Annotated in this window: 28 protein-coding genes and 1 tRNA gene; 12 read left to right on the plus strand and 17 right to left on the minus strand. The window is 69.2% G+C overall.

Annotated elements, in window-relative coordinates:
• Positions 1-55: 55 nt before the first annotated feature.
• The 6 genes from B2515_RS03465 to B2515_RS03490 form a co-directional block, all read right to left on the minus strand.
• On the minus strand, positions 56-511 hold the full coding sequence (locus B2515_RS03465; RefSeq protein ID WP_293873723.1) for an EF-hand domain-containing protein: 456 nt from the start codon (positions 509-511) through the stop codon (positions 56-58).
• Between the two features lie 2 nt (positions 512-513).
• Positions 514-1,545 (minus strand): tRNA preQ1(34) S-adenosylmethionine ribosyltransferase-isomerase QueA, encoded by a 1,032-nt coding sequence (queA, locus tag B2515_RS03470; protein WP_293873724.1) that lies wholly within the window; start codon positions 1,543-1,545, stop codon positions 514-516.
• Positions 1,542-2,267 (minus strand): peptidylprolyl isomerase, encoded by a 726-nt coding sequence (locus B2515_RS03475; RefSeq protein WP_293873726.1) that lies wholly within the window; start codon positions 2,265-2,267, stop codon positions 1,542-1,544. The genes queA and B2515_RS03475 overlap by 4 nt, the downstream gene beginning before the upstream one ends.
• A 138-nt stretch (positions 2,268-2,405) precedes the next feature.
• Positions 2,406-2,912, minus strand: a complete 507-nt coding sequence (gene coaD, locus B2515_RS03480) for a pantetheine-phosphate adenylyltransferase (protein ID WP_293873727.1) — start codon at positions 2,910-2,912, stop codon at positions 2,406-2,408.
• A gap of 10 nt (positions 2,913-2,922) precedes the next feature.
• Complete coding sequence (locus B2515_RS03485) at positions 2,923-3,825, minus strand: polyprenyl synthetase family protein (protein ID WP_293873729.1); 903 nt, start codon at positions 3,823-3,825, stop codon at positions 2,923-2,925.
• 4 nt (positions 3,826-3,829) lie between these two features.
• A complete protein-coding gene (locus B2515_RS03490; RefSeq protein WP_293873731.1) occupies positions 3,830-4,069 on the minus strand; it encodes an exodeoxyribonuclease VII small subunit in 240 nt (79 codons plus the stop codon).
• 76 nt (positions 4,070-4,145) lie between these two features.
• Here B2515_RS03490 and B2515_RS03495 point away from each other — a divergent pair, with 76 nt between their 5' ends.
• Positions 4,146-5,504, plus strand: coding sequence for an NAD-dependent succinate-semialdehyde dehydrogenase (locus tag B2515_RS03495; protein ID WP_293873797.1), 1,359 nt, complete (start codon positions 4,146-4,148; stop codon positions 5,502-5,504).
• Positions 5,505-5,754: 250 nt separating this feature from the next.
• On the opposite strand, the gene B2515_RS03500 is transcribed toward B2515_RS03495, so the two are convergent.
• Positions 5,755-5,949, minus strand: coding sequence for a hypothetical protein (locus tag B2515_RS03500; protein ID WP_293873733.1), 195 nt, complete (start codon positions 5,947-5,949; stop codon positions 5,755-5,757).
• A gap of 64 nt (positions 5,950-6,013) precedes the next feature.
• The gene (locus B2515_RS03505) at positions 6,014-7,684 is read right to left on the minus strand and encodes a GGDEF domain-containing protein (RefSeq protein ID WP_293873734.1); all 1,671 of its coding nucleotides are present in this window, start codon (positions 7,682-7,684) and stop codon (positions 6,014-6,016) included.
• Positions 7,685-7,752: 68 nt separating this feature from the next.
• Here B2515_RS03505 and B2515_RS03510 point away from each other — a divergent pair, with 68 nt between their 5' ends.
• Complete coding sequence (locus tag B2515_RS03510; RefSeq protein WP_293873735.1) at positions 7,753-8,163, plus strand: NUDIX domain-containing protein; 411 nt, start codon at positions 7,753-7,755, stop codon at positions 8,161-8,163.
• Between the two features lie 170 nt (positions 8,164-8,333).
• Here the strand turns inward: B2515_RS03510 and clpA are convergent, their stop codons facing one another.
• Both clpA and B2515_RS03520 read right to left on the minus strand, forming a co-directional pair.
• Positions 8,334-10,649, minus strand: coding sequence for an ATP-dependent Clp protease ATP-binding subunit ClpA (gene clpA / locus B2515_RS03515; protein WP_293873736.1), 2,316 nt, complete (start codon positions 10,647-10,649; stop codon positions 8,334-8,336).
• A 146-nt stretch (positions 10,650-10,795) separates the two neighbouring features.
• Positions 10,796-10,990: a DUF1192 domain-containing protein gene (locus B2515_RS03520; RefSeq protein ID WP_293873738.1), complete on the minus strand. Its 195-nt coding sequence runs from the start codon at positions 10,988-10,990 to the stop codon at positions 10,796-10,798.
• Positions 10,991-11,063: 73 nt separating this feature from the next.
• Between B2515_RS03520 and B2515_RS03525 the strand changes: the two genes are divergently transcribed.
• Positions 11,064-12,062 carry an NAD(P)H-quinone oxidoreductase gene (locus tag B2515_RS03525; RefSeq protein WP_293873741.1) on the plus strand — a complete coding sequence of 333 codons (999 nt, stop codon included), beginning with the start codon at positions 11,064-11,066 and terminating at the stop codon, positions 12,060-12,062.
• A 78-nt stretch (positions 12,063-12,140) separates the two neighbouring features.
• On the opposite strand, the gene B2515_RS03530 is transcribed toward B2515_RS03525, so the two are convergent.
• Complete coding sequence (locus B2515_RS03530; RefSeq protein WP_293873744.1) at positions 12,141-12,404, minus strand: hypothetical protein; 264 nt, start codon at positions 12,402-12,404, stop codon at positions 12,141-12,143.
• A 218-nt stretch (positions 12,405-12,622) separates the two neighbouring features.
• On the opposite strand from B2515_RS03530, the gene B2515_RS03535 reads away from it, so the two are divergent.
• The 3 genes from B2515_RS03535 to B2515_RS03545 all read left to right on the plus strand — a co-directional run bounded on the left by B2515_RS03535 (position 12,623) and on the right by B2515_RS03545 (position 14,933).
• Entirely contained in the window at positions 12,623-13,303 is a 681-nt protein-coding gene (locus B2515_RS03535; protein WP_293873747.1) for a DUF1013 domain-containing protein, read from the plus strand.
• A 122-nt stretch (positions 13,304-13,425) separates the two neighbouring features.
• Positions 13,426-14,283, plus strand: a complete 858-nt coding sequence (locus tag B2515_RS03540) for a dienelactone hydrolase family protein (RefSeq protein ID WP_293873750.1) — start codon at positions 13,426-13,428, stop codon at positions 14,281-14,283.
• A 14-nt stretch (positions 14,284-14,297) separates the two neighbouring features.
• Positions 14,298-14,933, plus strand: coding sequence for a glutathione S-transferase family protein (locus B2515_RS03545; RefSeq protein WP_293873753.1), 636 nt, complete (start codon positions 14,298-14,300; stop codon positions 14,931-14,933).
• A gap of 42 nt (positions 14,934-14,975) precedes the next feature.
• On the opposite strand, the gene B2515_RS03550 is transcribed toward B2515_RS03545, so the two are convergent.
• The 3 genes from B2515_RS03550 to B2515_RS03560 all read right to left on the minus strand — a co-directional run bounded on the left by B2515_RS03550 (position 14,976) and on the right by B2515_RS03560 (position 17,250).
• A complete protein-coding gene (locus B2515_RS03550) occupies positions 14,976-15,143 on the minus strand; it encodes a DUF1289 domain-containing protein (protein WP_293873756.1) in 168 nt (55 codons plus the stop codon).
• Positions 15,144-15,204: 61 nt separating this feature from the next.
• Positions 15,205-16,677 carry a DEAD/DEAH box helicase gene (locus tag B2515_RS03555; RefSeq protein WP_293873758.1) on the minus strand — a complete coding sequence of 491 codons (1,473 nt, stop codon included), beginning with the start codon at positions 16,675-16,677 and terminating at the stop codon, positions 15,205-15,207.
• 105 nt (positions 16,678-16,782) lie between these two features.
• On the minus strand, positions 16,783-17,250 hold the full coding sequence (locus B2515_RS03560; protein ID WP_293873760.1) for a hypothetical protein: 468 nt from the start codon (positions 17,248-17,250) through the stop codon (positions 16,783-16,785).
• 64 nt (positions 17,251-17,314) lie between these two features.
• On the opposite strand from B2515_RS03560, the gene B2515_RS03565 reads away from it, so the two are divergent.
• The 3 genes from B2515_RS03565 (at position 17,315) to B2515_RS03575 (ending at position 20,221) form a co-directional block, all read left to right on the plus strand.
• Complete coding sequence (locus B2515_RS03565; protein WP_293873762.1) at positions 17,315-18,748, plus strand: FAD-binding oxidoreductase; 1,434 nt, start codon at positions 17,315-17,317, stop codon at positions 18,746-18,748.
• A 56-nt stretch (positions 18,749-18,804) separates the two neighbouring features.
• On the plus strand, positions 18,805-19,566 hold the full coding sequence (locus B2515_RS03570) for a SapC family protein (RefSeq protein WP_293873765.1): 762 nt from the start codon (positions 18,805-18,807) through the stop codon (positions 19,564-19,566).
• 109 nt (positions 19,567-19,675) lie between these two features.
• Positions 19,676-20,221, plus strand: coding sequence for a cytochrome b (locus tag B2515_RS03575; protein ID WP_293873768.1), 546 nt, complete (start codon positions 19,676-19,678; stop codon positions 20,219-20,221).
• Between the two features lie 221 nt (positions 20,222-20,442).
• On the opposite strand, the gene B2515_RS03580 is transcribed toward B2515_RS03575, so the two are convergent.
• The gene (locus B2515_RS03580) at positions 20,443-21,303 is read right to left on the minus strand and encodes an N-formylglutamate amidohydrolase (RefSeq protein ID WP_293873771.1); all 861 of its coding nucleotides are present in this window, start codon (positions 21,301-21,303) and stop codon (positions 20,443-20,445) included.
• A 100-nt stretch (positions 21,304-21,403) separates the two neighbouring features.
• Here B2515_RS03580 and cpdR point away from each other — a divergent pair, with 100 nt between their 5' ends.
• Together cpdR and B2515_RS03590 are read left to right on the plus strand one after the other, a co-directional pair.
• Positions 21,404-21,781, plus strand: coding sequence for a cell cycle two-component system response regulator CpdR (cpdR, locus tag B2515_RS03585; protein WP_293873773.1), 378 nt, complete (start codon positions 21,404-21,406; stop codon positions 21,779-21,781).
• 61 nt (positions 21,782-21,842) lie between these two features.
• Positions 21,843-21,917: transfer RNA gene (locus tag B2515_RS03590), tRNA-Val, on the plus strand.
• A 102-nt stretch (positions 21,918-22,019) separates the two neighbouring features.
• On the opposite strand, the gene B2515_RS03595 is transcribed toward B2515_RS03590, so the two are convergent.
• Both B2515_RS03595 and B2515_RS03600 read right to left on the minus strand, forming a co-directional pair.
• Positions 22,020-22,682 (minus strand): cell wall hydrolase, encoded by a 663-nt coding sequence (locus B2515_RS03595; protein WP_293873775.1) that lies wholly within the window; start codon positions 22,680-22,682, stop codon positions 22,020-22,022.
• Positions 22,683-22,915: 233 nt separating this feature from the next.
• Positions 22,916-23,206, minus strand: coding sequence for a hypothetical protein (locus B2515_RS03600; protein WP_293873778.1), 291 nt, complete (start codon positions 23,204-23,206; stop codon positions 22,916-22,918).
• Positions 23,207-23,418: 212 nt separating this feature from the next.
• Here B2515_RS03600 and B2515_RS03605 point away from each other — a divergent pair, with 212 nt between their 5' ends.
• On the plus strand, positions 23,419-24,735 hold the full coding sequence (locus tag B2515_RS03605; RefSeq protein ID WP_293873781.1) for an MFS transporter: 1,317 nt from the start codon (positions 23,419-23,421) through the stop codon (positions 24,733-24,735).
• The last annotated feature ends 107 nt before the right edge of the window (positions 24,736-24,842 follow it).

The following is a 24,842-nucleotide window of genomic DNA, read 5'->3' on the forward strand; positions in this document are numbered from 1 at the left end:
GAGCGCTTTGGCGAAGCCGGCGCGCGGTGTCGAGCGTCGGGTGACGCTACCGGCGTCAGCGCTTGCCGCGCGGCCCCATCTGCCGCCCGGCCATCGCGCGGATGGTCAGCAGCTCCTTGCGGCTGAGGCTGCCGTCCCGGTCGACGTCGAGCCGCGCGAAGATGCGCGCGAACGCCGCCTGCAGTTCGGGCAGCGTGATGCGGTTGTCGCCGTCGGCGTCGACCTCGAACGGGCTCGGCAGCGCATTGCGGTCGCCCAGCCAGCGCTCCGCCCAGTCGGCGAACGCGATATAGCCGATCGACCCGCCGTTGCCGGCGTCGATCGCGGCGAAGCTGCGGCGCAGGCCCGCCTCCATCTCGGCGCGGCTGGTCCGTCCGTCGCCATCCGCATCGAAGCCGGCGATCGCCATGCCGACCGGCTCGACGACGAAGGTTGCGGGCGGCTGGCCCGGCCCGGCCGGCAGGACGGGCGCGGCCGGCACGGCGGCTTGCAGGAGGAGGGCGAGCAACATGCTCACGACGATGGCAGCAACAGCGAGGCATCGCCATAGCTGTAGAAGCGATAGCCCTCGGCGATCGCATGCGCATAGGCGGCCTGCATCCGCTCGCGCCCCATCAGCGCCGATACCAGCATGAACAGCGTCGATTTGGGCAGATGGAAGTTGGTCAGCAGTCCGTCGATGCCGTGGAAGGCGTAGCCCGGGGTGATGAAGATCGCGGTGTCGCCCGCGAACGGGCGGATGACGCGGTCGGCGCCGGTGGCGCTTTCGATCAGGCGGAGCGAGGTGGTGCCGACCGCGATCACGCGGCCGCCGTTGGCGCGCACCGCGTTGAGGCGGTCGGCGGTGGCGGCGTCGATGCGGCCCCATTCGGCGTGCATGCGATGATCGGCGGTGTCCTCCGCCTTGACCGGCAGGAAGGTGCCGGCGCCGACGTGCAGCGTCAGCGTCTCGTGCGCGATGCCCTGCGCCGCCAGCGCGGCGATCAGCGTGGGGGTGAAATGCAGCGCCGCGGTGGGCGCGGCGACCGCGCCGGGCTCGGCGGCGAACATCGTCTGGTAATCCGCCGCATCCTGCGCATCGGTCGGGCGCCTCGCGGCGATATAGGGCGGCAGCGGCATGCGCCCGGCACGTTCGAGCAGCAATTCGACCGGCTCGTCGCCGGCGAAGTCGAGCGCGAAGCTGCCGTCCTCCGCCCGGTCGGAGGCGGTGGCGGCGACGTCCCGGCCGAAATCGATCCGGTCGCCGTCGCGCAGCCGCTTGGCGTTGCGGATGAAGGCGCGCCAGCGGCGCGGCCCCTCGCGCTTGTGCAGCGTCGCCCCGATCGTCGCGTCGCCCCGGCGCCCCTCGAGCTGCGCGGGGATGACGCGGGTGTCATTGAAGACGAGGCAGTCGCCGGCGCGCAGCTGGCCGGGCAGGTCGCGCACGATCGCGTCGCGCGTCGTCGCCCCGTCGAGGACGAGGAGGCGCGCGGCGTCGCGCGGCACCGCCGGCCGCAGTGCGATACGCTCCGGCGGCAGGACGAAATCGAAGAGGTCGACCTTCACTTGGGCTGGGCGGGCGCCTTGGCGGCCGAGGCGCGCTTGGGCACGGCCTTGCCCGCCGGACGGTTGCTGCCCGGCAGCGTCACCGGCGCACCCAGCGTCACCGGCGCGGGCGCGACGGCGGGCGTGTAGGGCGGGGGATTGTCGGCGGCGATATAGGCGCGGATCACCTTGGTCGGGTCGACCGGCGGCTCGCCGCGCTGGATCGCGTCGACATATTGCATGCCGTCGATCACCCGGCCGAACACCGTATATTTCTTGTCGAGGCTGAGCCGCGGCTGGAAGACGATGAAGAACTGGCTGTTGGCGCTGTTCTCGTCGTCGGCGCGTGCCGCCGACACTGCGCCGCGGACGTGCGGCAGATAATTGAACTCGGCATTGACGTTGGGCATCGTCGAACCACCGGTGCCGTCGCCCTTGGGGTCGCCGCCCTGCGCCATGAAGCCGTCGATGACGCGGTGGAAGGGCAGGCCGTTATAGAAACCCTGACGGGTCAGCGTCTTGATCCGCTCGACCATCTTGGGCGCGACGTCGGGACGCAGCCAGATCGTCACCCGGCCACCGTCCGACAGGTCGAGCAGCCAGAGATTTTCCTTGTCGGTGGTCAGCGGCGGCGTCGCGCGGTTCGCATAGCCGCCCTCGGTCTGGGCCGATGCGGACGCGGCCAGCGCAGGGACGGTGAACAGACACAGCAGGAGCGCGAACAAACGGGCGAACGGACGCATGGAATTCCCAACCTAGGTGATGCCGGGCGGCTTAGAGCAAATCGCGGGTTGCGCCAAACTGAACATCGTGGCGGCAATGCGGCGGGTGCGAGGTAACGGGGGTATCCGGCACGGCCCGCACGCAGCGCGTCTCCGCGCTCAGCTCCCCTTGCGACCGATCACCGCGACCCGGGCGACGACTTCCTCGCACACCGCCGGCGTCACGAACTTGCCGATCGGGCCGCCGAACAGCGCGATCTCCTTGACCAGCCGGCTGGCGATCGGCTGCAGCGCGACGTCGGCCATCAGGAACACCGTCTCGACCCGCGGATTGATCTGCTGGTTCATCCCCGCCATCTGATATTCGTATTCGAAGTCGGCGACCGCGCGCAGGCCGCGGATGATGACCTTCGCGCCCTCGCGCTCGGCGAAATCCATCAGCAGCGAATCGAACGCCACGACCTCGATCCGGCCCGGCACGTCCGCCACCTCGCGACGGACGATCGCCATCCGCTCCTCGATCGTGAACATCGGCGACTTGGACGGATTGGTCGTCACCCCGATCACCAGCCGGTCGACCAGCTTGGCGCCGCGGCGGATGATGTCCATGTGCCCCAGCGTCACGGGGTCGAAGGTGCCGGGATAGACGCCGATCCGCTCGCTCATGTCGTTCCCCTCAATGGTCCCGTTCGACCACGTAGCGCGCGACGGCGCGCAACACGTCCGCCTCCGGGCCGTAGGCGTGGAGATGCTGCACCGCCTGGTCGACGAGCATGCGGCATTGTTCGCGGGCGCGATCGATGCCGAGCAGCGACAGGAACGTCTCCTTGCCCGCGCCCTCGTCCTTGCGCAGCTTCTTGCCCGCGACCGCCTCGTCGCCTTCGGCATCGAGCAGGTCGTCGGCGATCTGGAAGGCGAGGCCGAGGTCGTGCGCATAGCCGCGCAGGCCGGTGCGCCCCTCCGGCGGGATGCGGCCGAGGATCGCGCCCATCTCGACCGACACCGAGATCAGCGCGCCGGTCTTCATCTGCTGCAACCGGGTGACGGTGGCGAGGTCGAACGTCATGCGCTCGGCGACGAGGTCCATCATCTGCCCGCCCGCCATGCCGCCGGGGCCGGAGGCGCGGGCGAGCTCCATCACCAGCTCGGCGCGGACGAAGGGATCGGGATGCGTGTCGGGATCGGCGAGCACCTCGAACGCCAGCGCGTGCAGGCAGTCGCCCGCCAGGATCGCGGTCGCCTCGTCATAGGCCTTGTGCACCGTCGGCTTGCCGCGGCGCAGGTCGTCGTCGTCCATCGCCGGCAGGTCGTCGTGGATCAGCGAATAGACGTGGATCGCCTCGACCGCGGTCGCGACCTCGCCCGAACAGTCGCGCGCCACGCCGAACAGGTCGGCGGTGGCACACAGCAGCAGCGGGCGCAGCCGCTTGCCGCCACCGATCGCGGCATGGCGCATCGCCCGGTACAGGTCGGCGCGGGGATCGTCGGGCACGCGTAGCAGGCGGTCGAACCGCGCATCGATGTCCGCCGACACCGCCGCCATCGCATCGCCCAGCCCGGCGTATGGCCCTGCCTGCATCGGATCAGGCCGCGGCAAAGGGGCGGGTGCCGGCGGCCTTGCCCTCGGCATCGAGGCGGATCGCCTCGATCCGCGCCTGCGCGGCGTCGAGCCGCTCGGCGCACCGCTGGCGCAGGCGGTCGCCGCGCTCGTACAGCTGGATCGATTCGTCCAGCGTCGCCTCGCCGCTTTCCAGCCGGCCGACGATGCGTTCCAGTTCCTTGAGGGCGTCCTCGAACGACAGGCTCTCGATGGGATTATCCATGGCGCGTGCTATGCGGCAGGGGCGGGGCGGGTGCAAGAACCGGGATCGCCCCCGTTTCCTCATGCGTTGGGCCGATATGTTCACCAGCATCAATCCCGCGACCGGTGCCGCCGGCGCCGGCATCCCCGAACTCACCGCCGCCGAACTGGAGGGGAAGGTCGCGCGCGCCGCCGCCGCCTATACCGGCTGGCGCACGACCTCTCTTGCCGAACGCACCGCGCTGCTCGAACGGATCGCCGAACAGTTCGAGGCGAACGCCCGCGCACTGGCGGAGGTCGCAACGCGCGAGATGGGCAAGACGCTCGCCTCCGCGATCGCCGAAGTGCAGAAATGCGCCGCCGCCTTCCGTCACTATGCGCAGGAAGGTCCGGCGATGCTGGCCCCGGCGACGTTTCAGACGGCGTCGGGCACCGCCACCGCGCGCTGGCATCCGCTGGGGCGGGTGCTGGCGGTGATGCCGTGGAACTTCCCTTTCTGGCAGGTCGTGCGCTTCGCCGCGCCGACGATCCTCGCCGGCAATGTCGGGCTGCTCAAGCACGCCTCGCTGACGCAGGGGTGCGGGGACGCGATCGAGCGGATGATCGTCGCCGCCGGCGCGCCGGCGGGCCTGTTCCAGAACCTCGCGATCAGGAGCGACAAGGTCGATGCGCTGATCGCCGACCCGCGTATCGTCGCGGTGACGCTGACCGGCAGCGAGGGCGCGGGGATCAAGGTCGCCGAAGCCGCCGGCCGCAACCTCAAACCGGTGGTGCTGGAGCTCGGCGGGTCGGACCCGTTCATCGTCATGCCCTCCGCCGACCTCGGCGCGGCGGTGAAACAGGCGGTGACGGCGCGCGTGCAGAACACCGGCCAGTCGTGCATCTGCGCCAAGCGGATGATCGTCCATGCCGATATCTACGACGTCTTCCTCGATCGGTTCTCTGCGGCGATGCGCGCAGTCAGGGCGGGCGACCCGATGGACGCCGCCACCGACATGGGCCCGCTGTCGAGCGAGGAACAGCGCCGCACCACGCTCGACCAGCTCGACGCGATCCAGCGCGCCGGCGGGCGGCTGCTGTTCGGCGGCGAGGCGCTGCCGGGCAAGGGCGCCTATATGTCGGCGGGCGTGCTGGTCGACGTGCCGATCGACCATCCCGCCGCGCAGGAGGAATTGTTCGGGCCGGTCGCGATGGTGTTCCGCGCTGCCGACATCGACGCGGCGATCGCGCTGGCCAACGACGTGCCGTTCGGGCTGGGATCGTCGGTGTGGACCAACGACGCCGACGAGCGCGCGCGGTTCGAGCGCGATATCGAGGCGGGGATGATCGCGGTGAACGCGATGCTCGCATCGAGCCCCGAAGCGCCCTTTGGCGGCATCAAGCGTTCGGGCCATGGCCGCGAACTCGGGCCGTACGGTCTGCACGCGTTCATGAACCTCAAGACGGTGTTCGGCTGACGGGGGCGATCGCCGGCGGCGTATGCGCGCGCGGCGTGAGAAGGGAGTGTTCGCGCGGAGGCGCGGAGGACGCGGAGGGGGGCACGCTCGCCGGATCGGCAATCCTCCCATAAAGCGTGGCGATGACACGGCGGCGCTGCCACACGCACTACACCTCCGCGTCCTCCGCGCCTCCGCGCGAATCCCCATTTCCTGTTCGACCCGAGGAAGAATGCCGGCCCGAAGACCAATATCCGTCGCGCTCGACCGGTCAGGTCCGGCGTGCGGTCCAGGTGTAGAGCACCGAGATTCCGACCAGCCCGAGGTCGATCGCCGCCTGTACGCGGTGCGGCCGCGGGTCGCCGATGTCGTGGGTCAGCAGGCTGATGTTCGGCGTGGGATGGCGCGCGGCGACGATGGCCAGTGCGGCCAGCGCGGCGATTGCCAGTTTCCGACGCTCCGTCATCGCCTTGTCCCCTCCCGAGGCCCCGCCGATAGCAGATCGCCGGCGGCGCCGCCAGCCGGCCGCGTCAGGCGGCCATCGCGACGCCGTTGCGAACGCGGTCGCGCCCCGCCGCCTTCGCCTCGAACAGCGCGCGATCGGCGCAGCGGTACATCGCCTTCCAGTCGACCTCGCGCGTCATCGGGCCGATGCAGGTGCCGATGCTGGCGGTAACGGTCAGGTCGAACGGCATCCGCTCGTGGCGCAGCCGGTCGAGCACCGCATGGGCGTCGAGCGGCCGGTCGGCGGGGACGAGGATCGCGAATTCCTCGCCGCCGACGCGGGCGACCAGCGCCTCGGGCGGCGCACCGGCGCGCAGCGCACGGGCGATGACGCGCAGCACCTCGTCGCCGCCGTCATGGCCGATGGTTTCGTTGATCGTCTTGAAATGGTCGATGTCGATCAGGATCAGCTGGTGGTCCTCGACCCGCCCGATCGCATCGTCGAGGAAGGCGCGTCGGTTGAGCAGGCCGGTCAGCGGATCGGTCGCGGCGAGCAGGCGCGCGGCGATCTCCTGTTCGCGCGCCGCGTCGCGCTCGAGGCTGAGCAGCCGGATGCGATAGGCGACGCCGAGCGACGAGAAGGCCGCCTCCAGCGCCATGGCGAGCAGCGTCGAATTGTCGATCCACAATTGCCAGCCGATGAGGTTGAGCGCGGCCAGCACGCGGATTCCCGCCAGCAGCACCGGCGCGCCCCAGGCGAGCGCGAACACCCACAGATAGTTGCTGCGCCGCCGCCACGCGCGGACCAGCACCGGGACCAGGCAGCCGAGCACCAGCATATAGCCGATCGTGCTCAGCGGATCGGTGATGTCGGCATAGCGCGGCGAGAGCACCGCATAGCTGCCGGTGGCGAGCAGCAGGAACAGCGTGACGATGGTGGTGTACGGCCGCAGCCAGCCGTCGAACACACGCCGCTCGAGGAAGGCGCGCGCGAACACCATCGCCGCCGCCGCCGACCAGCCGAGCAGCGCATAGCCCAGCCGCTGCCGGTCGTTGTTGTCGATATCGGTGATCTGTCCGATCAGCCCGGACGAGCAGCCCGCATAGGCGAGCAGGCACAGCACCATCAGGCAATAGGCCGGCTGGAACGCCCGCCGCAGCGCCCCCCACAGCGCCAGATTGTAGATCAGCAGCGACAGGCACATGCCCGCGAACGCCGCATAGAGCGCCGCCATCTCGAGCTCGGTCCGGGCGGCGGTGCGCGCATCGACGATCGTCGGGCTGACGAGGATGCCGCGCCGGTTGAGCGAACCCTCGATATGCCACAGCAGCCGTTCCGGGCGGGCATGATGCGGCGGCAGGACGAGCTGGACGATCGCGCCGAGCATCAGGTGCCGGCCGGTGGTCGCGCTGGTGAAGCCGACATGGCGGATCGCCCCGTCGGCGTAGCGGACGTAGAGCGTCACCCGGTTCTGCCACAGGCTCGCCTGGCGCACCCGCGCATCCGGCGGCGTCGTGTCGGCAAGCGGCTGCGACAGCGCCCAATAGTCGCCGGCGCCGTGATCGGTCTGCGGGCGCGTGCAGTCGAATCGGTCGGCCTGCGCGAACATCGCCGCCGCGTCCTGCCCGGGCAGCGCGGGGCGGATGCAGACGCGCAGCGGCGCGCCCGTCGCGGCATACGCCGGTGCGACCGCGACGCTCGCCAACATTAGCAGCAGGAGGGCGACGACGCGCCGGATCGAAAGCCCTATCGGCATGGCGTCGCCATAGCGGCGGTTGGCAACGATTTGGTAAACGACCCGGAAGCTATCGGGAGGAGGGACGCATGACGGTTCACCATGGCGAGCCGCGGGCCGGCAGCGGCGCGGCGATCGTGGTGGAGGGGCGCGTGCTGCTGCTGCGGCGGCTGACCCCGCCGGAGGCGGGCTGCTGGGGCCTGCCCGGCGGCAAGATCGACCTGTTCGAGACGGCCGAGGCGGCGATGCGCCGCGAGGTCGCGGAGGAACTGGGCATCACGGTCGGCGCGGCCGAGCTATTGTGCTTCGTCGACCAGATCGACCGTGCCGGCGGCACGCACTGGGTCGCGCCGGTCTATCGCGTCCACGACTTCACCGGCACGCCCCACAATCGCGAACCCGCCAAGCACGATGGCCCCGCCTGGTTCGCGCTCGACGCCCTCCCCGACGCCCTGACCACGCCGACTCGAATCGCATTGGCGGCGCTGCGAGGCGTGTAGCCGCGGTGCCGGCTCGCTCTTCCCTCTCTCACCGGGAGAGGGAAGCGGCGACAGGGTGAGGGCAGGGCGGACCGGCGGGCGATGGCATAGGCCCACCGCGCCGAGCCCGAAACGAAACCGGGCCGAACCGTCGCCGGTCCGGCCCGTTCCAACACCGCCTGGCTGGCGCCTTACTTGGCGTCGACCGGTTCGGCCTTGCCCTTCTTCTTGGGCTTCTTCGGTGCCGCCGCCTCGATCGCGAAGGACAGGGTGCCGTCCTTCATCCGCACCGTCACCTCGCCGCCATGGACCAATTTGCCGAACAGCAACTCCTCGGCGAGCGGCTGCTTGATCTTCTCCTGGATCAGACGGCCCATCGGACGCGCGCCGTACAATTTGTCATAGCCCTTTTCGGTCAGCCAGCTCTTGGCGGCATCGTCCAGGTTGATGTGGACGTTGCGGTCGGCGAGCTGGAGTTCGAGCTGGAGGATGAACTTGTCCACCACCCGCGCGACCACCTCGGTCGGCAGGTAACCGAACGGCACGATCGCATCGAGCCGGTTGCGGAATTCCGGCGTGAACATCTTCTGCACCGCCTGCTCGTCCTCGCCCTCGCGGGTGAGATTGCCGAAGCCGACCGTCTCGCGCGCCATGTCCGACGCACCGGCATTGGTGGTCATGATGAGGATGACGTTGCGGAAATCCACCGACTTGCCGTGCTGGTCGGTCAGGCGCCCGTTGTCCATCACCTGCAACAGGATGTTGAACAGGTCCGGATGCGCCTTCTCGATCTCGTCGAGCAGCAGCACGCAATGCGGATTCTGGTCGACCGCATCGGTCAGCAGGCCGCCCTGGTCGAACCCGACATAGCCCGGGGGCGCGCCGATCAGCCGGCTGACCGAATGCCGCTCCATATATTCGCTCATGTCGAACCGCTGGAGCGGAATGCCGAGGATCGAGGCCAGCTGCTTGGCGACTTCGGTCTTGCCGACGCCGGTCGGGCCGGTGAACAGGTAATTGCCGATCGGCTTTTCCGGTTCGCGCAGACCCGCACGCGCCAGCTTGATCGCGCTGGCGAGCTTCTCGATCGCGCTGTTCTGCCCGAACACGACGCGCTTGAGATCGGTCTCGAGACTTTCCAGCGCTGCCTTGTCGTCGGTCGACACCGACTTCGGCGGGATGCGCGCCATCGTCGCGATCACCTGTTCGATCTCCTTGGCGGTGATCGTCTTCTTGCGCTTGTTCGCCGGCACCAGCATCTGCATCGCGCCCACCTCGTCGATCACGTCGATCGCCTTGTCGGGCAGCTTGCGGTCGTTGATGTAGCGCGCGGAGAGTTCCACCGCCGACTTGATCGCGTCGGGGGTGTATTTGACGTGATGATGGTCCTCGAACGCCGAGCGCAGCCCGGCGAGGATCTTGATCGTGTCCTCGATCGTTGGTTCGTTGACGTCGATCTTCTGGAACCGGCGCAGCAGCGCGCGATCCTTTTCGAAATGGTTGCGGAACTCCTTGTAGGTGGTCGAGCCGATGCAGCGGATCGTGCCGCCCGACAGCGCCGGCTTGAGCAGGTTGGACGCATCCATCGCGCCACCCGACGTCGCCCCCGCACCGATCACGGTGTGGATCTCGTCGATGAACAGCACCGCATGCGGCAGCTTTTCCAGCTCGTTGACGACCGCCTTCAGCCGCTCCTCGAAATCGCCGCGATAGCGGGTGCCGGCGAGCAGCGAGCCCATGTCGAGGCTGTAGATCACCGCTTCCTTGAGCACGTCGGGGACCTCGCCCTCGACGATCTTGCGCGCAAGGCCTTCGGCGATCGCGGTCTTGCCGACGCCGGGATCGCCCACGTACAGCGGATTGTTCTTCGACCGGCGGCACAGGATCTGGATCGTGCGATCCACCTCCGGGCCGCGCCCGATCAGCGGATCGACCTTGCCGATCTTGGCCTTCTCGTTGAGATCGACGGTGAATTGCTTCAATGCGCTTTCCGTCTTGCCCTTCTCCTGTCCCTTGGCGGGTTTCTCGTCCTCGGCGCCCTTGGGCGGGGTGGCATCGGCGGCACCGCTGCCCTTGCCGACGCCGTGGCTGATGAAGCTGACCGCATCCAGCCGGCTCATGTCCTGCTGTTGCAGGAAATAGACCGCATAGCTCTCGCGCTCGCTGAACAGGGCGACGAGCACGTTGGCGCCGGTCACCTCGTCGCGGCCCGACGATTGTACGTGCAGGATCGCGCGCTGCACCACCCGCTGGAAGCCGCTGGTCGGCGACGGGTCGGTCGCCGCATCGACCTTCAGCGCGTCGAGTTCGGTGTCGAGGTAGTGCGCGACGGTGGTCTTGAGCTCGCCGAGATCGACGTGGCACGCCTCCATCACCTTGGAGGCATGTTCGTCGCCGATCAGCGCGAGCAGCAGATGTTCGAGCGTCGCATATTCGTGCCGACGCGATGACGCGGCCTCGAGCGCCTTGTGCAGCGTGGTCTCGAGCGCGGGGGCGAAGGATGGCATTCAGATTACTCCAGTCGGACTATGGAGGCGACGGGGGTGCGTCGCCGCGTCCTTTCCACCAATGTCGGTATCGGGTGCGCGTCCATCAAGCTCTTGACACCGCGACCGGGGCGAAGGGCGCGACGCCCGTCCGGTGCGGCCCGGCATCATCGACGGAACAGCGCGTCGGCACTGGCGCGATGGTCGACCGCCCGGTCGCGGGCGGTGCGGGTGCGGGCGATCTCCCGCTCCAGCGCCGCGATGCGCGAATCGAGTTCGGCGACCGACAGCGGATCGAGGTCCTGCCGCAGCAGCTCGGTCAATGCGTCGTTGGGACGCGAGGGGGCGTCGTCCAGATCCATGGCCCATCAACGTTGACCCTCGCCCCGGTGATGTCAATAAGGCGCGCGGATCGGCCGCGAGGGATGCGACGGGATGAGCGAGTTGCCACAGACGATGCAGGCGATCGATCCGGAGGCGCCGGGCGGGCCCGAGGTGCTGCGGCTGGTCGAGCGGCCGGTGCCGGTGCCCGCCGCGGGCGAGGTGCTGATCCGCGTCGCCGCCGCGGGCGTCAACCGCCCCGACGTGCTCCAGCGCAAGGGTGGCTATGCGCCGCCGCCGGGCGCTTCGTCGATTCCGGGCCTCGAGATCGCGGGGACGATCGTCGCGGTCGGCGAGGGCGTCGACGACGTGCAGATCGGCCAGCCGGTGTGCGCGCTGCTCGCCGGCGGCGGCTACGCCCAATATGCGGCTGCCCCCGCCGGCCAGTGCCTGCCGGTGCCGGACGGGCTCGACATGGTCGCGGCCGCGGCGATCCCCGAAACGCTCTTCACCGTCTGGACCAACCTGTTCGAACGCGCCTTCGCGACCGAAGGCGACAGCGTGCTGCTCCACGGCGGCACCAGCGGCATCGGCACGATGGCGATCGCGTTATGCAACATCTTCGGCCTGACGATCATCGTCACCGCAGGCTCCGACGCGAAATGCGCGAAGGCGCTGGAACTGGGGGCGGACCACGCGATCAATTACAGGACCGAGGATTTCGTCGAGCGCGTCAAGGCGATCACCGACGGCAAGGGCGTCACCGCGGTCATCGACATGGTCGGCGGCGATTACGTGCCGCGCAACCTGCAATGCCTGGCGGACGACGGCCGCCACGTCTCGATCGCGGTGCAGGGCGGCGCACAGGCGACGATCCCCCTGTTCGAGATCATGCGCCGCCGCCTGACGCTGACCGGCTCGACGCTGCGCGCGCGCGACACCGCGTTCAAGACGCTGGTCGCGGACGAGATTTCGCGCACCGTTTGGCCGCACGTCGAATCCGGCCGCCTGCGCCCGGTGATCGACCGCGTCTTCCCCCTCGCCGAAGCCGCCGCCGCGCATACCCGCATGGAAGAGGGCGACCACGTCGGCAAGATCGTGCTGACGATGTGAGGACATGGCCGACCGGTCATAAAAAAGGGCCCCGTCGCCGCAGCGACGAGGCCCCTTTCTACACTGGGATCACAACGATCAGTTGCTGTCCGAATCGTCGTCCCCGCCCGTGGCGACCAGCACGCCGACGACCAGCGCGGCGAGGATGCCGATGCTGATGAGCGTGGTGCCGGGAACGGAGGCGCCGAGCTTGCTCGTGCGGGTGGCAGGAGCCGACGCGCGGGCGATCGACAGCTTGGCGGCGGCGGGCGCGACCGGCGCGGGCGCGGGCGATGCTGCGACGGGAGCGGCGAGCAGCGCGGTGCCGGCGAGCGCGGCAAAGGCACCCTTGAACGTGAACATGATCGGTGAACTCCCTTTGGTCGTCTGAATAGGCCGACGCCCGAACCCGTTGCGCCGTTTGTCGAGGCGCCATAGTCCGGTTTTGTGACATTCTCGTCAACGCAGGTCGGTCGAAAGCTTGTGCGGGTTGCCCTTCTGCAACACGCGCAGTACATCAACGCTATGACACGGCCGCTCCGGTAAGGGGCGGCCCTATTTATTTCCGACGGAGTTTTCCCGTGGCCCAGCCGCTCATGCCTCATGCGACCGCTTCCTGGATGGTCGACAACACGTCGCTGTCGTTCGACCAGATCGCCGATTTCTGCGGTCTGCACATCCTCGAGGTGCAGGCGATCGCCGACGACACCGCCGCGACCAAGCTGACCGGGCGCGACCCGATCCGCGCGCACGAAGTGACGCAGGAGGAGGTCGACAAGGGCCAGGCCGATCCCGCCTATCGCCTCAAGATGATAAAGGGCCCCGAGCAGGTCCGTCGCACCAAGGGTCCCCGCTACACGCCGGTGTCGAAGCGCCAGGACAAGCCCGATGGCATCGCCTGGATCATCCGCAACCATCCCGAGATCACCGACGGCGCGATCAGCAACCTGATCGGCACCACCCGCACCACGATCGCCGCGATCCGCGACCGCAGCCACTGGAACATCGGCAACATCACGCCGAAGGACCCGGTGACGCTTGGCCTGACGACGCAGCGCGAACTCGACGCCGCGGTCGCCAAGGCGTCCAAGGCATCGGGCAACGAGGCCGCACCGACCGACACCCGGCTGGAGGGTGATCGCGAGGCGCTGATCGCCAGCCTGCGCGCCGAGCGCGACGCCGCGGCGCGCGGCGTCGACGTCGACCACAACGACCCGGCCGCCGCCGCGGCGGCGCTGTTCCAGGACCCGTTCAAGCGCTGATCGGGCTCGTCACTCCGGACCCGGTCCGGGGTGACGGCGTGTTTCTCGCGATGCCACCACGCATCTCTGGCGTCCGCTCCAAACCCTCGCTAGCCTCCCGCTAAATCCTTGGGAGAGCGCGCATGTGCGACGAATTGACGGCTGCCGACACCGACCATCACCTGTCCCGTCGCCAGCTCGGGGTCGCCGCCGGCGCGATCGGCGCGACGGTGCTGCTGCCCGCGCCCGCCAACGCCAGGCCGGTCAAGGGCCGCGACGTCGTCATCACCACGCCCGATGGCCAGTGCGACGCCTATTTCACCGCGCCGACCACCGGCAGGCATCCTGCGGTGCTGATGTGGCCCGACATCATGGGCCTGCGCCCGGCGTTCCGCACCATGGCCGACCGGCTGGCGCAGTCGGGCTATGCGGTGCTGGTCGTCAACCAGTTCTACCGTTCGGCGAAAGCACCGATCGTCCAGCCCGGCGAATTCTTCGACCAGCCCGCGGTGCGCGAGCGGATCACGCCGTGGCGCGCGACGCTGACCCCGGCGGCGACGACCAGCGACGGCAAGGCCTTCGTCGCCTTCCTCGACCGGCAGAAGGAGGTCGATACGAAGCGCGGCCTCGGCAGCGCCGGCTATTGCCTGGGCGGGCCGATGGTCCTGCGCACCGCCGCCGCCCTGCCGGCGCGCGTCCATGCGGGCGCCTCGTTCCACGGCGCCGGGCTGGTGACCGACGCCCCCGACAGCGCCCATCGCCTCGCGCCGCAGCTGCGCGGCGGCTATCTGTTCGCGATCGCCACCAACGACGATGCGCGCAGCCCCAACGACAAGGTCGCGCTGCGCGAGGCGTTCGCGGCGGCGAAGCGCCCGGCGGAGATCGAGGTCTATGAGGGGGCGATGCACGGCTGGTGCGTGATCGACAGCAAGGTCTACAACCAGCCGCAGGCGGAACGCGCCTGGGCCCGGATGCTCGACCTGTTCGCCAAATCGCTGTGACGGGAACCACGACCATGACCGCCGATCTGACGCTGTACACCAACCCCATGTCCCGCGGCCGGATCGCGCGCTGGATGCTCGAGGAGGTCGGCGCCGACTATGACGTCGTGCTGCTCGACTATGCTTCGACGATGAAGCAGCCGCCGTACCGGGCGGTCAATCCGATGGCGAAGGTGCCGGCGATCGTCCACCGCGGCCGCACGGTGACCGAATGCGCCGCGATCTGCGCCTATCTCGCCGAAACCTTTCCCGACGCCGGCCTGACGGCGCGCGACGACGAGCGGGCGGACTATTACCGCTGGCTGTTCTTCGCCGCCGGCCCGGTCGAGGCGGCGGTGACCAACCGGTCGCTCGGGGTGGTGCCGACCGACCAGCAGCAGAGGATGGTCGGCTATGGCGATTACGACCGGCTCGTCGACGTTCTCGAACAGGCGGTGGCGGCGCATGATTACATCGCCGGCGACCGCTTCACTGCGGCGGACGTCTATGTCGGATCGCAGGTGATCTGGGGCGCGCAGTTCGGGTCGCTGCCGCGACGCGACACGTTCGACGCCTATATCGCGCGGCTGGCGGCGCGGGAGGGTTATCTCCGCGCGGCGGCGCTGGACGATGCGGCGATCGCGGCCATGGCGGCGGCAACCGCCGCCTGAACGCCACCGTCACCCCGGACCGCATCCGGGGTGACGCGGGGATCAGTCCCGCGAGCTACGCCGCTCCGGCAGGATCGCCATCACCGCATTGCGCTCCGCCGGCGTCATGCCGCCCCATGCGGCGATCTCGTCCAGCGTGCGGGCGCAGCCGCGGCAGAGGTCGTTGTCGTCGATCGCGCACACCCCCGTGCACGGGCTGACGATGGTCACCGGCGCGACTTTCTCGATCACCATAAGACACCGGCGGCGGGCAGCGCCGCGCCGCCCGGCATTAGAGCGCGATCACCGCGTTGAGGAAGTCCGGGATCGGGCCGTTCCAGCCGTCGTCGGGACCGTCGTCGCGCTCGTCGCGACGCGGGCGGCGGTCGTTCCGGTCGTCGCGGCGGACGTCGCGCCGCGGCGGCGGGGCGAAGGCGGGCTCGGCACGGGGCTCGCGCTGCGGTCGTTCCGTCCGGACCGGGGCCGCCTCGGCGACGGGTGCCGGCTCCGGCGTCGCCACCTCGACCTCGGCAGCGGAGGCGCGTGGTGCGCGGTCGCGGCGACCCTCGGCGCGCGGTGCCCGCTCGCGGCGGGTGCGGCGCGGTTCTCCGGCGGCGGCGGCGGGCGCCTCCGTCTCGGGAGCGGCATCGAGGTCGAGCCGGTCGATCGTCTGGCCGGTCAGCTTCTCGATATTCTGGATGTTCTCGGCATCCTCGGCGGTCACCAGCGTGAAGGCGATGCCGGTCGCGCCGCCGCGGCCGGTGCGGCCGATGCGGTGGACGTAGTCGTCGGGGTGCCAAGGGGCATCGAAGTTGAACACATGGCTGACGCCCTTGATGTCCAGCCCGCGCGCGGCGACGTCGCTCGCCACCAGGATGTTGATCTTGCCATCCTTGAACAGGTCCAGCTCGGCGATGCGCTGCGCCTGTTCCATGTCGCCATGGATCTCGCCCGACTTGAAGCCGTGGCTCTTCAGGCTCTTGTTGAGCTCGCGCACCGTCGTCTTGCGGTTGCAGAAGATGATCGCGTTGCGCACCTCGTCCTGCCCGAGCAGGCGGCGCAACGCGTCGCGCTTCCGTGCCGCCACGCCGGACACCGGGACCAGCCACTGCTTGATGTTGAGGTTGGTCGACGCCGGGCGCGACACCTCGATCGTCTTGGGATTGTCGAGGAACTTGTCCGCCAGCCGCTTGATCGGCGCGGGCATCGTCGCCGAGAACAGCAGCGTCTGGCGCGTCTTGGGCAGCTTGGTGCAGATTTCCTCGATATCGGGGATGAACCCCATGTCGAGCATCCGGTCCGCCTCGTCGATCACCAGCATCGAACAGCCGGTCAGCAGGATGTTGCCGCGGCCGAACAGGTCCATCAGCCGCCCCGGCGTCGCGATCAGCACGTCGACGCCCTTTTCCAGCGCCTTGATCTGGTCGCCCATCGACACGCCGCCGATCAGCAGCGCCATCGACAGCTTGGTGCCCGCGCCGTATTTCTCGAAATTCTCCGCGACCTGCGCGGCGAGTTCGCGCGTCGGCTCGAGGATCAGCGAGCGCGGCATGCGGGCGCGGCTGCGCCCATGCGCCAGGATATCGATCATCGGCAGCACGAAGGCGGCGGTCTTGCCCGTGCCCGTCTGCGCGACGCCGATCAGGTCGCGCATCATCAGCACGCTGGGAATCGCCTGCGCCTGGATCGGCGTCGGCTCGGTGTAGCCGGCGTCGGTGACCGCGCTCAGCAGTTCGTCGGAAAGGCCGAGGTCGGCGAAGCTCATGCCATCAGGCTCATGCAAGGGTCCGGATAAAGACGGCGACGCAGGTGCGCAGCAACGCCACGCCGCGCGCTTGCGGATTCCCCCGCAAAAGTCAAGAAAACGCGTTCAGCGGACCGGCAGAAGCGTCCTGAACGTGGCGATTTCGCAACTGGCGCCCGATCGCATGCGGATGACGTCGCGTTTCGCGCAGACCCGGCCGTCCGCCGCGGGGCGCAAATAGAATCCGCTGTAGAAGTCCATCGGCCCGCAATCGTCGTCCAGTCTGGCGCGCAGCCGCTTGCCGCCCTCCATCACCAGGTCGACCGCGCCGGGTTCGACGATCATCGCGCCGCCCATGTCGGCGACGTCGACGCATTTCGGCCCCTTCTTTTCCTTGTAGCGGACGGGCGCGGGCACCGCGGCCCGGGCCATCGACTGCGCCGGCGCCATCCGCGGCAGGCGGATGATGACCCGTTCGCGCACCGTCACCTGCGCGATCGCGACGCCGTCGAGCTGCGCCATCGAATCGCCGGCGGCGGCCAGGGCGGGGGCGGCGAGGGCGAGGAGCGAGGCGGGAATCGCGGAATGGAGCATGTCAGGGCTTGCCCCTTAGTCCCGGTCGTTGAACAGGTGATGAACTTGGCCTAGCGGAGCGCGGATGACGCCCGCGCATACCGCCCTGATCGACGCTCTCGCCGGCACGCTGGGGCCGAAGGGGATCGTCACCGATCCGGCCGACATCGCGCCATGGGAAACCGACTGGCGCCGCCGCTTTCACGGCCATGCCCCCGCGATCCTCGCCCCCGCCTCGACGCGGGAGGTCGCCGCGGTCGTCGCCGCCGCCGCCGCGCATCGCGTGCCGCTGGTGCCGCAGGGCGGCAACAGCTCGATGGTCGGCGGCGCGACCCCGCCCGCGGACGGATCGGCGCTGATCCTGTCGCTGCGGCGGATGCAGGCGATCCGCTCGGTCGATGCCGGGGCGGGCCTCGCGGTGGCGGAGGCAGGGGTGATCCTGTCCGACCTGCACGATGCCGCGCTGGCGGTCGACCGCCGTTTCCCGCTGACGCTGGGGGCGAAGGGCAATGCGACCGTCGGCGGCCTCGTCTCGACCAATGCCGGCGGCACGCAGGTGCTGCGCTTTGGATCGATGCGCGGCCTCGTTGCGGGGCTGGAGGTCGTGCTGGCCGACGGCAGCGTCCATGACGGGCTGGCGGCGCTCAAGAAGGACAATCGCGGCTACGACCTGACGCAATTGCTGGTCGGGGCGGAGGGGACGCTGGGGATCGTCACCGCGGCGACGCTGCGGCTGGTGCCGGTGCCGGCGACGCGCACCACCGCCTGGGCGGCGACGCCCGACCCGCAGGCGGCGCTGACGCTGCTCCGCCGCTTCCAGCACGCGACCGGGGCGCTGGAGAGCTTCGAGATCCTGCCGCGTGAATCGCTCGCCGCGGTGCTGGCGCATGTGCCCGGCATCCGCGCGCCGCTGGCGGGCGACCACGCCTGGCATCTGCTGATCGAACACACCGACGATGCCGGCGCGGCGCTGATGGAGCGCCTGCTCGGCGAGGCGCTGGCGGACGGGCTGATCGCCGATGCGACGATCGCCGCGAGCGAGGCGCAGGCGGCGACCTTCTGGCGCATCCGCGAATCGATCTCCGATTCGGAACGCGCGCTCGGCCCGGCGTCGCAGCACGACCTGTCGGTGCCGGTCGATACGATGCCGCGCTTCATGATCGAGGCGGCGGCGGCGTGCGAGGCGCGCTTTCCCGGCACGCATGCCAGCGGCTTCGGCCATCTCGGCGACGGCAACATCCACTTCCACGTCCGCAGCGCCCCCGGCGCCGATCCCGTGCGCTGGTATGCCGAGGACGTGCCGGTGGTGACGCGCTTCGTCGACGACCTCGTCATCGCCGCCGGCGGCTCGATCGCGGCGGAGCACGGCATCGGCCAGATGAAGCTCGGCGAGCTCGAACGGCTGTCGTCGCCGGCGCGGCTGACCGCGCTGCGTGCGGTGAAGGCGGCGATGGACCCGCTCGGCATCCTCAACCCGGGCAAGCTCGTCGCGCTTGCGCCGGGCGCTCCCGCCCAATAGAGCAGCGCGCCAACCGCGGCTGCGCCGCAAAACACCCGCATACGGAGAGAGTTCCGATGGCCAGCGCGCCGCTTCCCCTGTTCTACAACGGCCTGGAGCCGCTCTCGAGCGAAACGCATGCGACCTGGCGCGTCCGCCAGCAGGACAGCGCGCCGTTCCTGATCGGCCAGCATGCGATCCCGATCACCACCGACGAATTCCCGCTGGTGCAGCGTCACATGCCGATCGTCTTCTCGGTCGGCGACGACGCCATCCCGCTCGGCCTGATGGGCCTCAACGAAGGCGTCAACGTCTTCATGGGCGACGACGGCAAGCTGACCGAAACCAACTTCTACGTTCCCGCCTATATCCGCCGCTATCCGTACATGCTCGCCCGCCTGCGTCCCGACGCGGACGAGCTGTCGCTGTGCTTCGACCCGACGTCGGAAGCGATCGGTGCGTTCGAGGACGGCGATCCCCTGTTCGAGGGCGGCCAGCCGAGCCAGACGACCAAGGCGATCCTCGATTTCGCCGAGCAGTTCGAACAGGCTGGCGCGCGGACGCAGGCGTTCATGAACGAGCTGCGCGAGCAGGACCTGCTGATGGAGGGTGAGGTCACCATCCAGATCGACGACAGCCAGCAGCCGTTCATCTACCGCGGCTTCCAGATGATTAACGAGGAAAAGCTGTCGGGCCTGCGCGGCGACCAGCTGCGCAAGATGTCGCAGTCGGGCATGCTGCCGCTGCTCTATGCGCACCTCTTCTCGCTGTCGCTGATGCGCGAGATCTTCGCGCGCCAGGCGCAGCTCGGCAAGGTGCCGCAGCCGCAGCTCGGCTGATCCGGCGATCCGGGGGCGGTGTGCCCCCGGGTCCGTTCCGGCAGCGATCCTGCCTTGACCCGGCGGCGCGCGCGGGGGACGGTCGCGGCCTCACGACAAAGGGCCCGGCATGGCAGGACTTCCCCGCGGCGAACGCTATTCCGGCGTCGCGATCGCATTCCACTGGACGATCGCGCTCCTCGTCATCGTCAACCTCGTCATCGGCATCGGCCATGATGCGATCCCCGCGCTGCGCGCGCTGATGGGCGCGCACAAGGCGATCGGCCTCACCGTGCTGCTCCTCACCGCCGGCCGGATCGCCTGGCGCATCGCCCATCGTCCGCCCGCTTTGCCCGCCGGCACCCCGGCGTGGGAAAAGGGCGTCGCCCATGCGACGCACTGGACCTTGTACCTGCTGATGATCGCGCTGCCGCTGAGCGGCTGGCTGATGGTGTCCGGCCCCGGCCCGCACCGGCCGTTCCTGTGGTTCGGCCTGTTCGACATCCCGACGCTGCCGGTCGGCAAGCCGCTGGCGGACCTCGGCGGCACCGCGCACGGGCCGCTCGGCTGGGTGATGGCGGCGCTGGTCGTGTTGCATGTCGCAGCGGCGCTGCGTCACCATCTGCTGCTGCGCGATTCGGTGCTGGTCCGTATCGCGCCGATCCTCGGCCGCTGATCGAAGATCACCGCAAGCACCCGCATCGGGCAGCTCGATCGGAAAAAAGCAACGCCCGGCGGCGCGGGGGTTGAACCAAAACGCCGCTCACTTATTTAGCTTGTGTACGGCGCTCGTGTCCCCCCTTTCGCGAGCCCGTATGGCGCACTTTCAGTGCGCCTCCTCCCTGAACCTTGGCCACCTCGTGCTTCATGCACGGGGTGGTTTTTTTATCGGCGTACCTATTCGGCGGCGATGGCGAGGCCCGCCCCCGATCCGCTCAGCGCCTCGTCCTCCACCGCCGCCAGCATCCGCCGCAGCAGCGCGGCCGTCCGCGCCATGCCGGGCCCGGGGCGGTCAAGTGCGGCATCGAGGTAGAGCGCGCGGTCGATCTCGATCTGGATCGCATGCACGTTCCGCCCCGGCGCCGCATGCCGATCGAGGACATGGCCGCCGGCATAAGGCGTGTTGAGCGCCGCGCGCACCCCGAACGCCGCCGCCTCCGCCTCCAGCCGCGCGACGAAGCGGTTGCCCGCCGCCTGGCCGAACCGGTCGCCGATCACCACCTGCGCCTGCGTGCCGAGCGGCGGCATCGAATGGACGTCGATCAGCACCGCGATGCCGAACCGTGCCCGTGCCGCCGCCAGCAGCGCCGCCAGCGCCGCATGATAGGGGCGATGGTCCTGCGCGATCCGCGCCTCGACCTCCGCCGCGCTGAACCGCCGCCGCCACAGGTCGCCCGCCGCGCCCGCGCGCCGTGGCACCAGCCCCAGTCCGCTGCGGATCTTGGGGGAGGGGGCGGGCTGCGCCTGCGGGCGGGCACCCTCGTCGACCTTGGGATCGCGCTCGCCCTCGCCGCGGTTGAGGTCGATCCAGGCGCGGGCGCGGCGCTGCACCAGCATCGTCTCGACCGTCCGCGCGTCCTGCGCGACCAGATCGATATAGCGGTCCTCGAGCACGGTCAGCGCCGCTTCGGGCAGGCGCAGCGCGGTCCGCAGCGCGAGCGGATAGTCGCGCCCGGCGTGCGGCACCGACACGATGACGGGGCTCGCGGGGGCGTCGTCGGCCGCCGGTCCGCCGATCCGTTCGAAGGAAGCGTCCATCTGTGGCACGCCTTAGCCGTTTTGCGCGTTCGGTGCGCTGGAATTCTTTACACCTGCCGGTCATAGACGAAGGCCGTTGCGAATAGGGACCGACAGAGCGATGATCCGAATCCTGCTGGCCGAAGACGACCAGGTCATGCGCGAATATCTGACCCGCGCGCTGGAGCGTGCCGGTTATGCGGTATCCGCGGTCGATCGCGGCACCGCCGCCATCCCGCTGCTCGAGACCGAATCCTTCGACCTGCTGCTGACCGACATCGTCATGCCCGAGATGGACGGCATCGAACTCGCGCGCCGAGCGGGCGAGATGGTGCCCGGGCTGCGCGTCATGTTCATCACCGGTTTCGCCGCGGTGACGCTGAAGGCGGGGCGCGAGATGCCCAACGCCCGCGTCCTCTCCAAACCCTTCCACCTTCGCGACCTCGTCGCCGAGGTCGACCGCGTTTTCGAGATGGGCAACGCCAGCGGCCTGAATTGACGCGAAACCGAATTGACCGCTTGCCAGCCCGGATAAGCCCGGCTAATGGCCCACCTCCGGCGGGCGTGTAGCTCAGTGGTAGAGCACTGTGTTGACATCGCAGGGGTCGCAAGTTCAATCCTTGCCACGCCCACCATCGAAAACCCCGCTAGGCCAATGGCTTAGCGGGGTTTTTGCGTTTTTGGGCCGGATGACGTCCGATCGCCGGCGACATCATCCCCGGCGCAACCGTCGCGTCTCAGCTGCGCACGTAGAACAGATGCGTGCCGACCCGGCCGACCTTGACCAGCGAATCGCGCCAATAGGGGACCATCCAGTCGGTATGGTAATGCGTCGCGCGGCCGACCTCGGCGAAGACCGCGCCGGCCAGCGCGGCGCGCGCCATCCGCCGCACCGCGCCCCAGCCGACATGCACCGGGCGGCGGCGGAACGATCCGTCGCAGGTGAAGGAGAACTGGCAACCGCTGGTCCGGCCCGATCCCTGATAGACGACGCCGCAGATCGTCTTGGGGAAACCCGGCGCGCGGACGCGGTTGAGGATCACCTGGATCACGGCGCGCTGGCCGCGGCGGTCGTCGCCCGCTTCGTACAGCGCGGCGGTGGCGAGGCATTCGATCGCCTGCTCGCGCGCCGCCGGTCCGCCGCGAAAGCGGTAGCGCGCCGCGCGCAGCCGCCGGCCGAGGTCGATCGGCACCGCGGCATTGGAGGCGCGCGCCTGCGCCATCGTCATCGGCCTTGCCTCGTCCGCCGGCGCCATCACCGGCCAGGGACCGATCGTCCCCGCGACGATCGCGATCAGCGTGACGATGCCGAGCAGCAGCAGCCAGCGTTCGCTCGACAGGTCGCGGCGGGCGCGGCGGCGGCTCCGCTGGCGGGGAGGGGAGGATCGACGCTGCGCCATCGCCCCGCCGTCTAGCCGAAGCGCGGGGCCGGATCAGCCGTTCCGGCGCGGCGGCAGGGCGATTGCATTTCCTGCACGCGTGACGTGCTTAATTTGCAATTGCACGGCGTGATGCTGCGCCGCACAAAGACGGTGCCTTTCAGGCATCCTCTCCTAAAAACTTTCCGGCCGGTCGTTCCTCGATCGGCCTTTCTTTTGTCCGGACGTTTCTCGTGTCCGAAAGGGCGCGGCGGTCAGACGCGCTCGATCAGCACGATCTCGCCTTCGACCTCGATGTCCTCGTCGTCGTTCGCGTCGAATCCGTCGGGCATGTCGAATTCGGCGGTCCAGTCGTACACCTTCTCCGGCCCGCCGCCCTCGATCCAGACGCGGACCGCGCCCTGCGTGATCTCGCCGCCCATCGCGCCGACGAAATCGGTGACCAGCGCGTCGGCGGCGCTCTCATGGTCGCTGACGCCGGGAATGCTCGCCGCAGCGATCTCTTCGTCCATCTCGATCAGCTGCGCCCAGAAACGTTTGGCCATATGCGGTCTCCTCGGGTCCATGGTCGGCGGCGGCGGGACTGCCGCCCCGCGCGCCTGTCCGCCACATCCGCCGCGGACGCAAGCGCCCGTCGATGCCGGCCCGATCGCGATCTTTCGGTTAAAGTCCGGAAAGCGAACGAGGAAATTACTCTGACATTTTTGCCCCGATCCGCCATTCTCCCGCGGATTCGCACCATGACCGGAGACACGATTTGGCCTCAGCGCCGTCCACGCCACCGCCCGCCGGGGCCGGCCCCCGCAGCGACAACCGGCTGAAATCGATCATCGGCGGATCGACCGGCAACATGGTCGAATGGTTCGACTGGTACGTCTATTCCGCCTTCACGCTCTATTTCGCGCCGCACTTCTTTCCCGAAGGCGACCAGACCGCGCAATTGCTCAGCGCCGCGGCGGTGTTCGCGGTCGGCTTCATCATGCGGCCGGTCGGCGCGTGGATCATGGGCATCTATGCCGACCGCCATGGCCGCAAGGCGGGGCTGACGCTGTCGGTGACGCTGATGTGCCTCGGTTCGCTCATCATCGCCTGCACGCCCGGTTACGAGACGATCGGCGTCGCCGCGCCCGGGCTGCTGGTGCTCGCGCGATTGATGCAGGGGCTGTCGGTCGGCGGCGAATATGGCGCCAGTGCGACCTATCTGTCGGAAATGGCCGGCAAGAACCGGCGCGGCTTCTTCTCGTCCTTCCAATATGTCACGCTGATCTCGGGCCAGCTGCTCGCGATCATGGTGCTGCTGCTGCTGCAGGCGATCCTGCCGACCGCGGCGCTGGAGGCCTGGGGCTGGCGCATTCCGTTCGTGATCGGCGCGCTGCTCGCGATCGTCGTCTTCCGCCTGCGCCGCGGCCTCGCCGAGACGGAGAGCTACAAGAACGCGCAGGCGAGCCATGCCCCCCGGTCGGGCTTCATCGCGCTGCTCCGCCATCACCCGCGCGAGACGGCGCTGGTGATGCTGCTCACCGCGGGCGGCACGCTCGCCTTCTACGCCTATTCGATCTACATGCAGAAATTCCTCGTCAACACCTCGGGCTTTTCCAAGGAGGTGGCGACGCAGATCAATGCGGTGACCTTGTTCACCTTCATGTGTCTGCAACCGCTCGCCGGCGGCCTGTCCGACCGGATCGGGCGCAAGCCGCTGATGATCGGCTTCGGCGTTGCCGGCCTGCTGTTCACCTATCCGATCTTTGCCGCGCTCGAGCAGACGCGCGATCCGGTCGTCGCCGGCCTGTTGGTGATGGCGGCGCTGGTGATCGTCACCGGCTATACCTCGATCAACGCGGTGGTGAAGGCGGAGCTGTTCCCCGCGCACATCCGCGCGCTCGGCGTCGCCTTGCCCTATGCGCTCGCCAACACGTTGTTCGGCGGCACCGCCGAATATGTCGCGCTGCGATTCAAGGATGCGGGCTGGGAACGCGGCTTTTATTGGTACGTCACCGCAATGATCGGCATTTCGCTGATCGTCTATCTGCGGATGCGCGACACGCAGGCCGACAGTCTGATCCACGAGGAATGATCGCCGCGCCGGCTGCCCGGCGTTGTTGCCGGGCGGCCACACTGTTCTGCCAATCTTCTTTCCGTTTCAAAGCGATATTGTATACCCGAACGGCCCGGCCTAGCGCT

Origin of the sequence: Sphingomonas sp. UBA978 (assembly GCF_002292295.1) — a bacterium.
Classification (GTDB): domain Bacteria; phylum Pseudomonadota; class Alphaproteobacteria; order Sphingomonadales; family Sphingomonadaceae; genus Sphingomonas.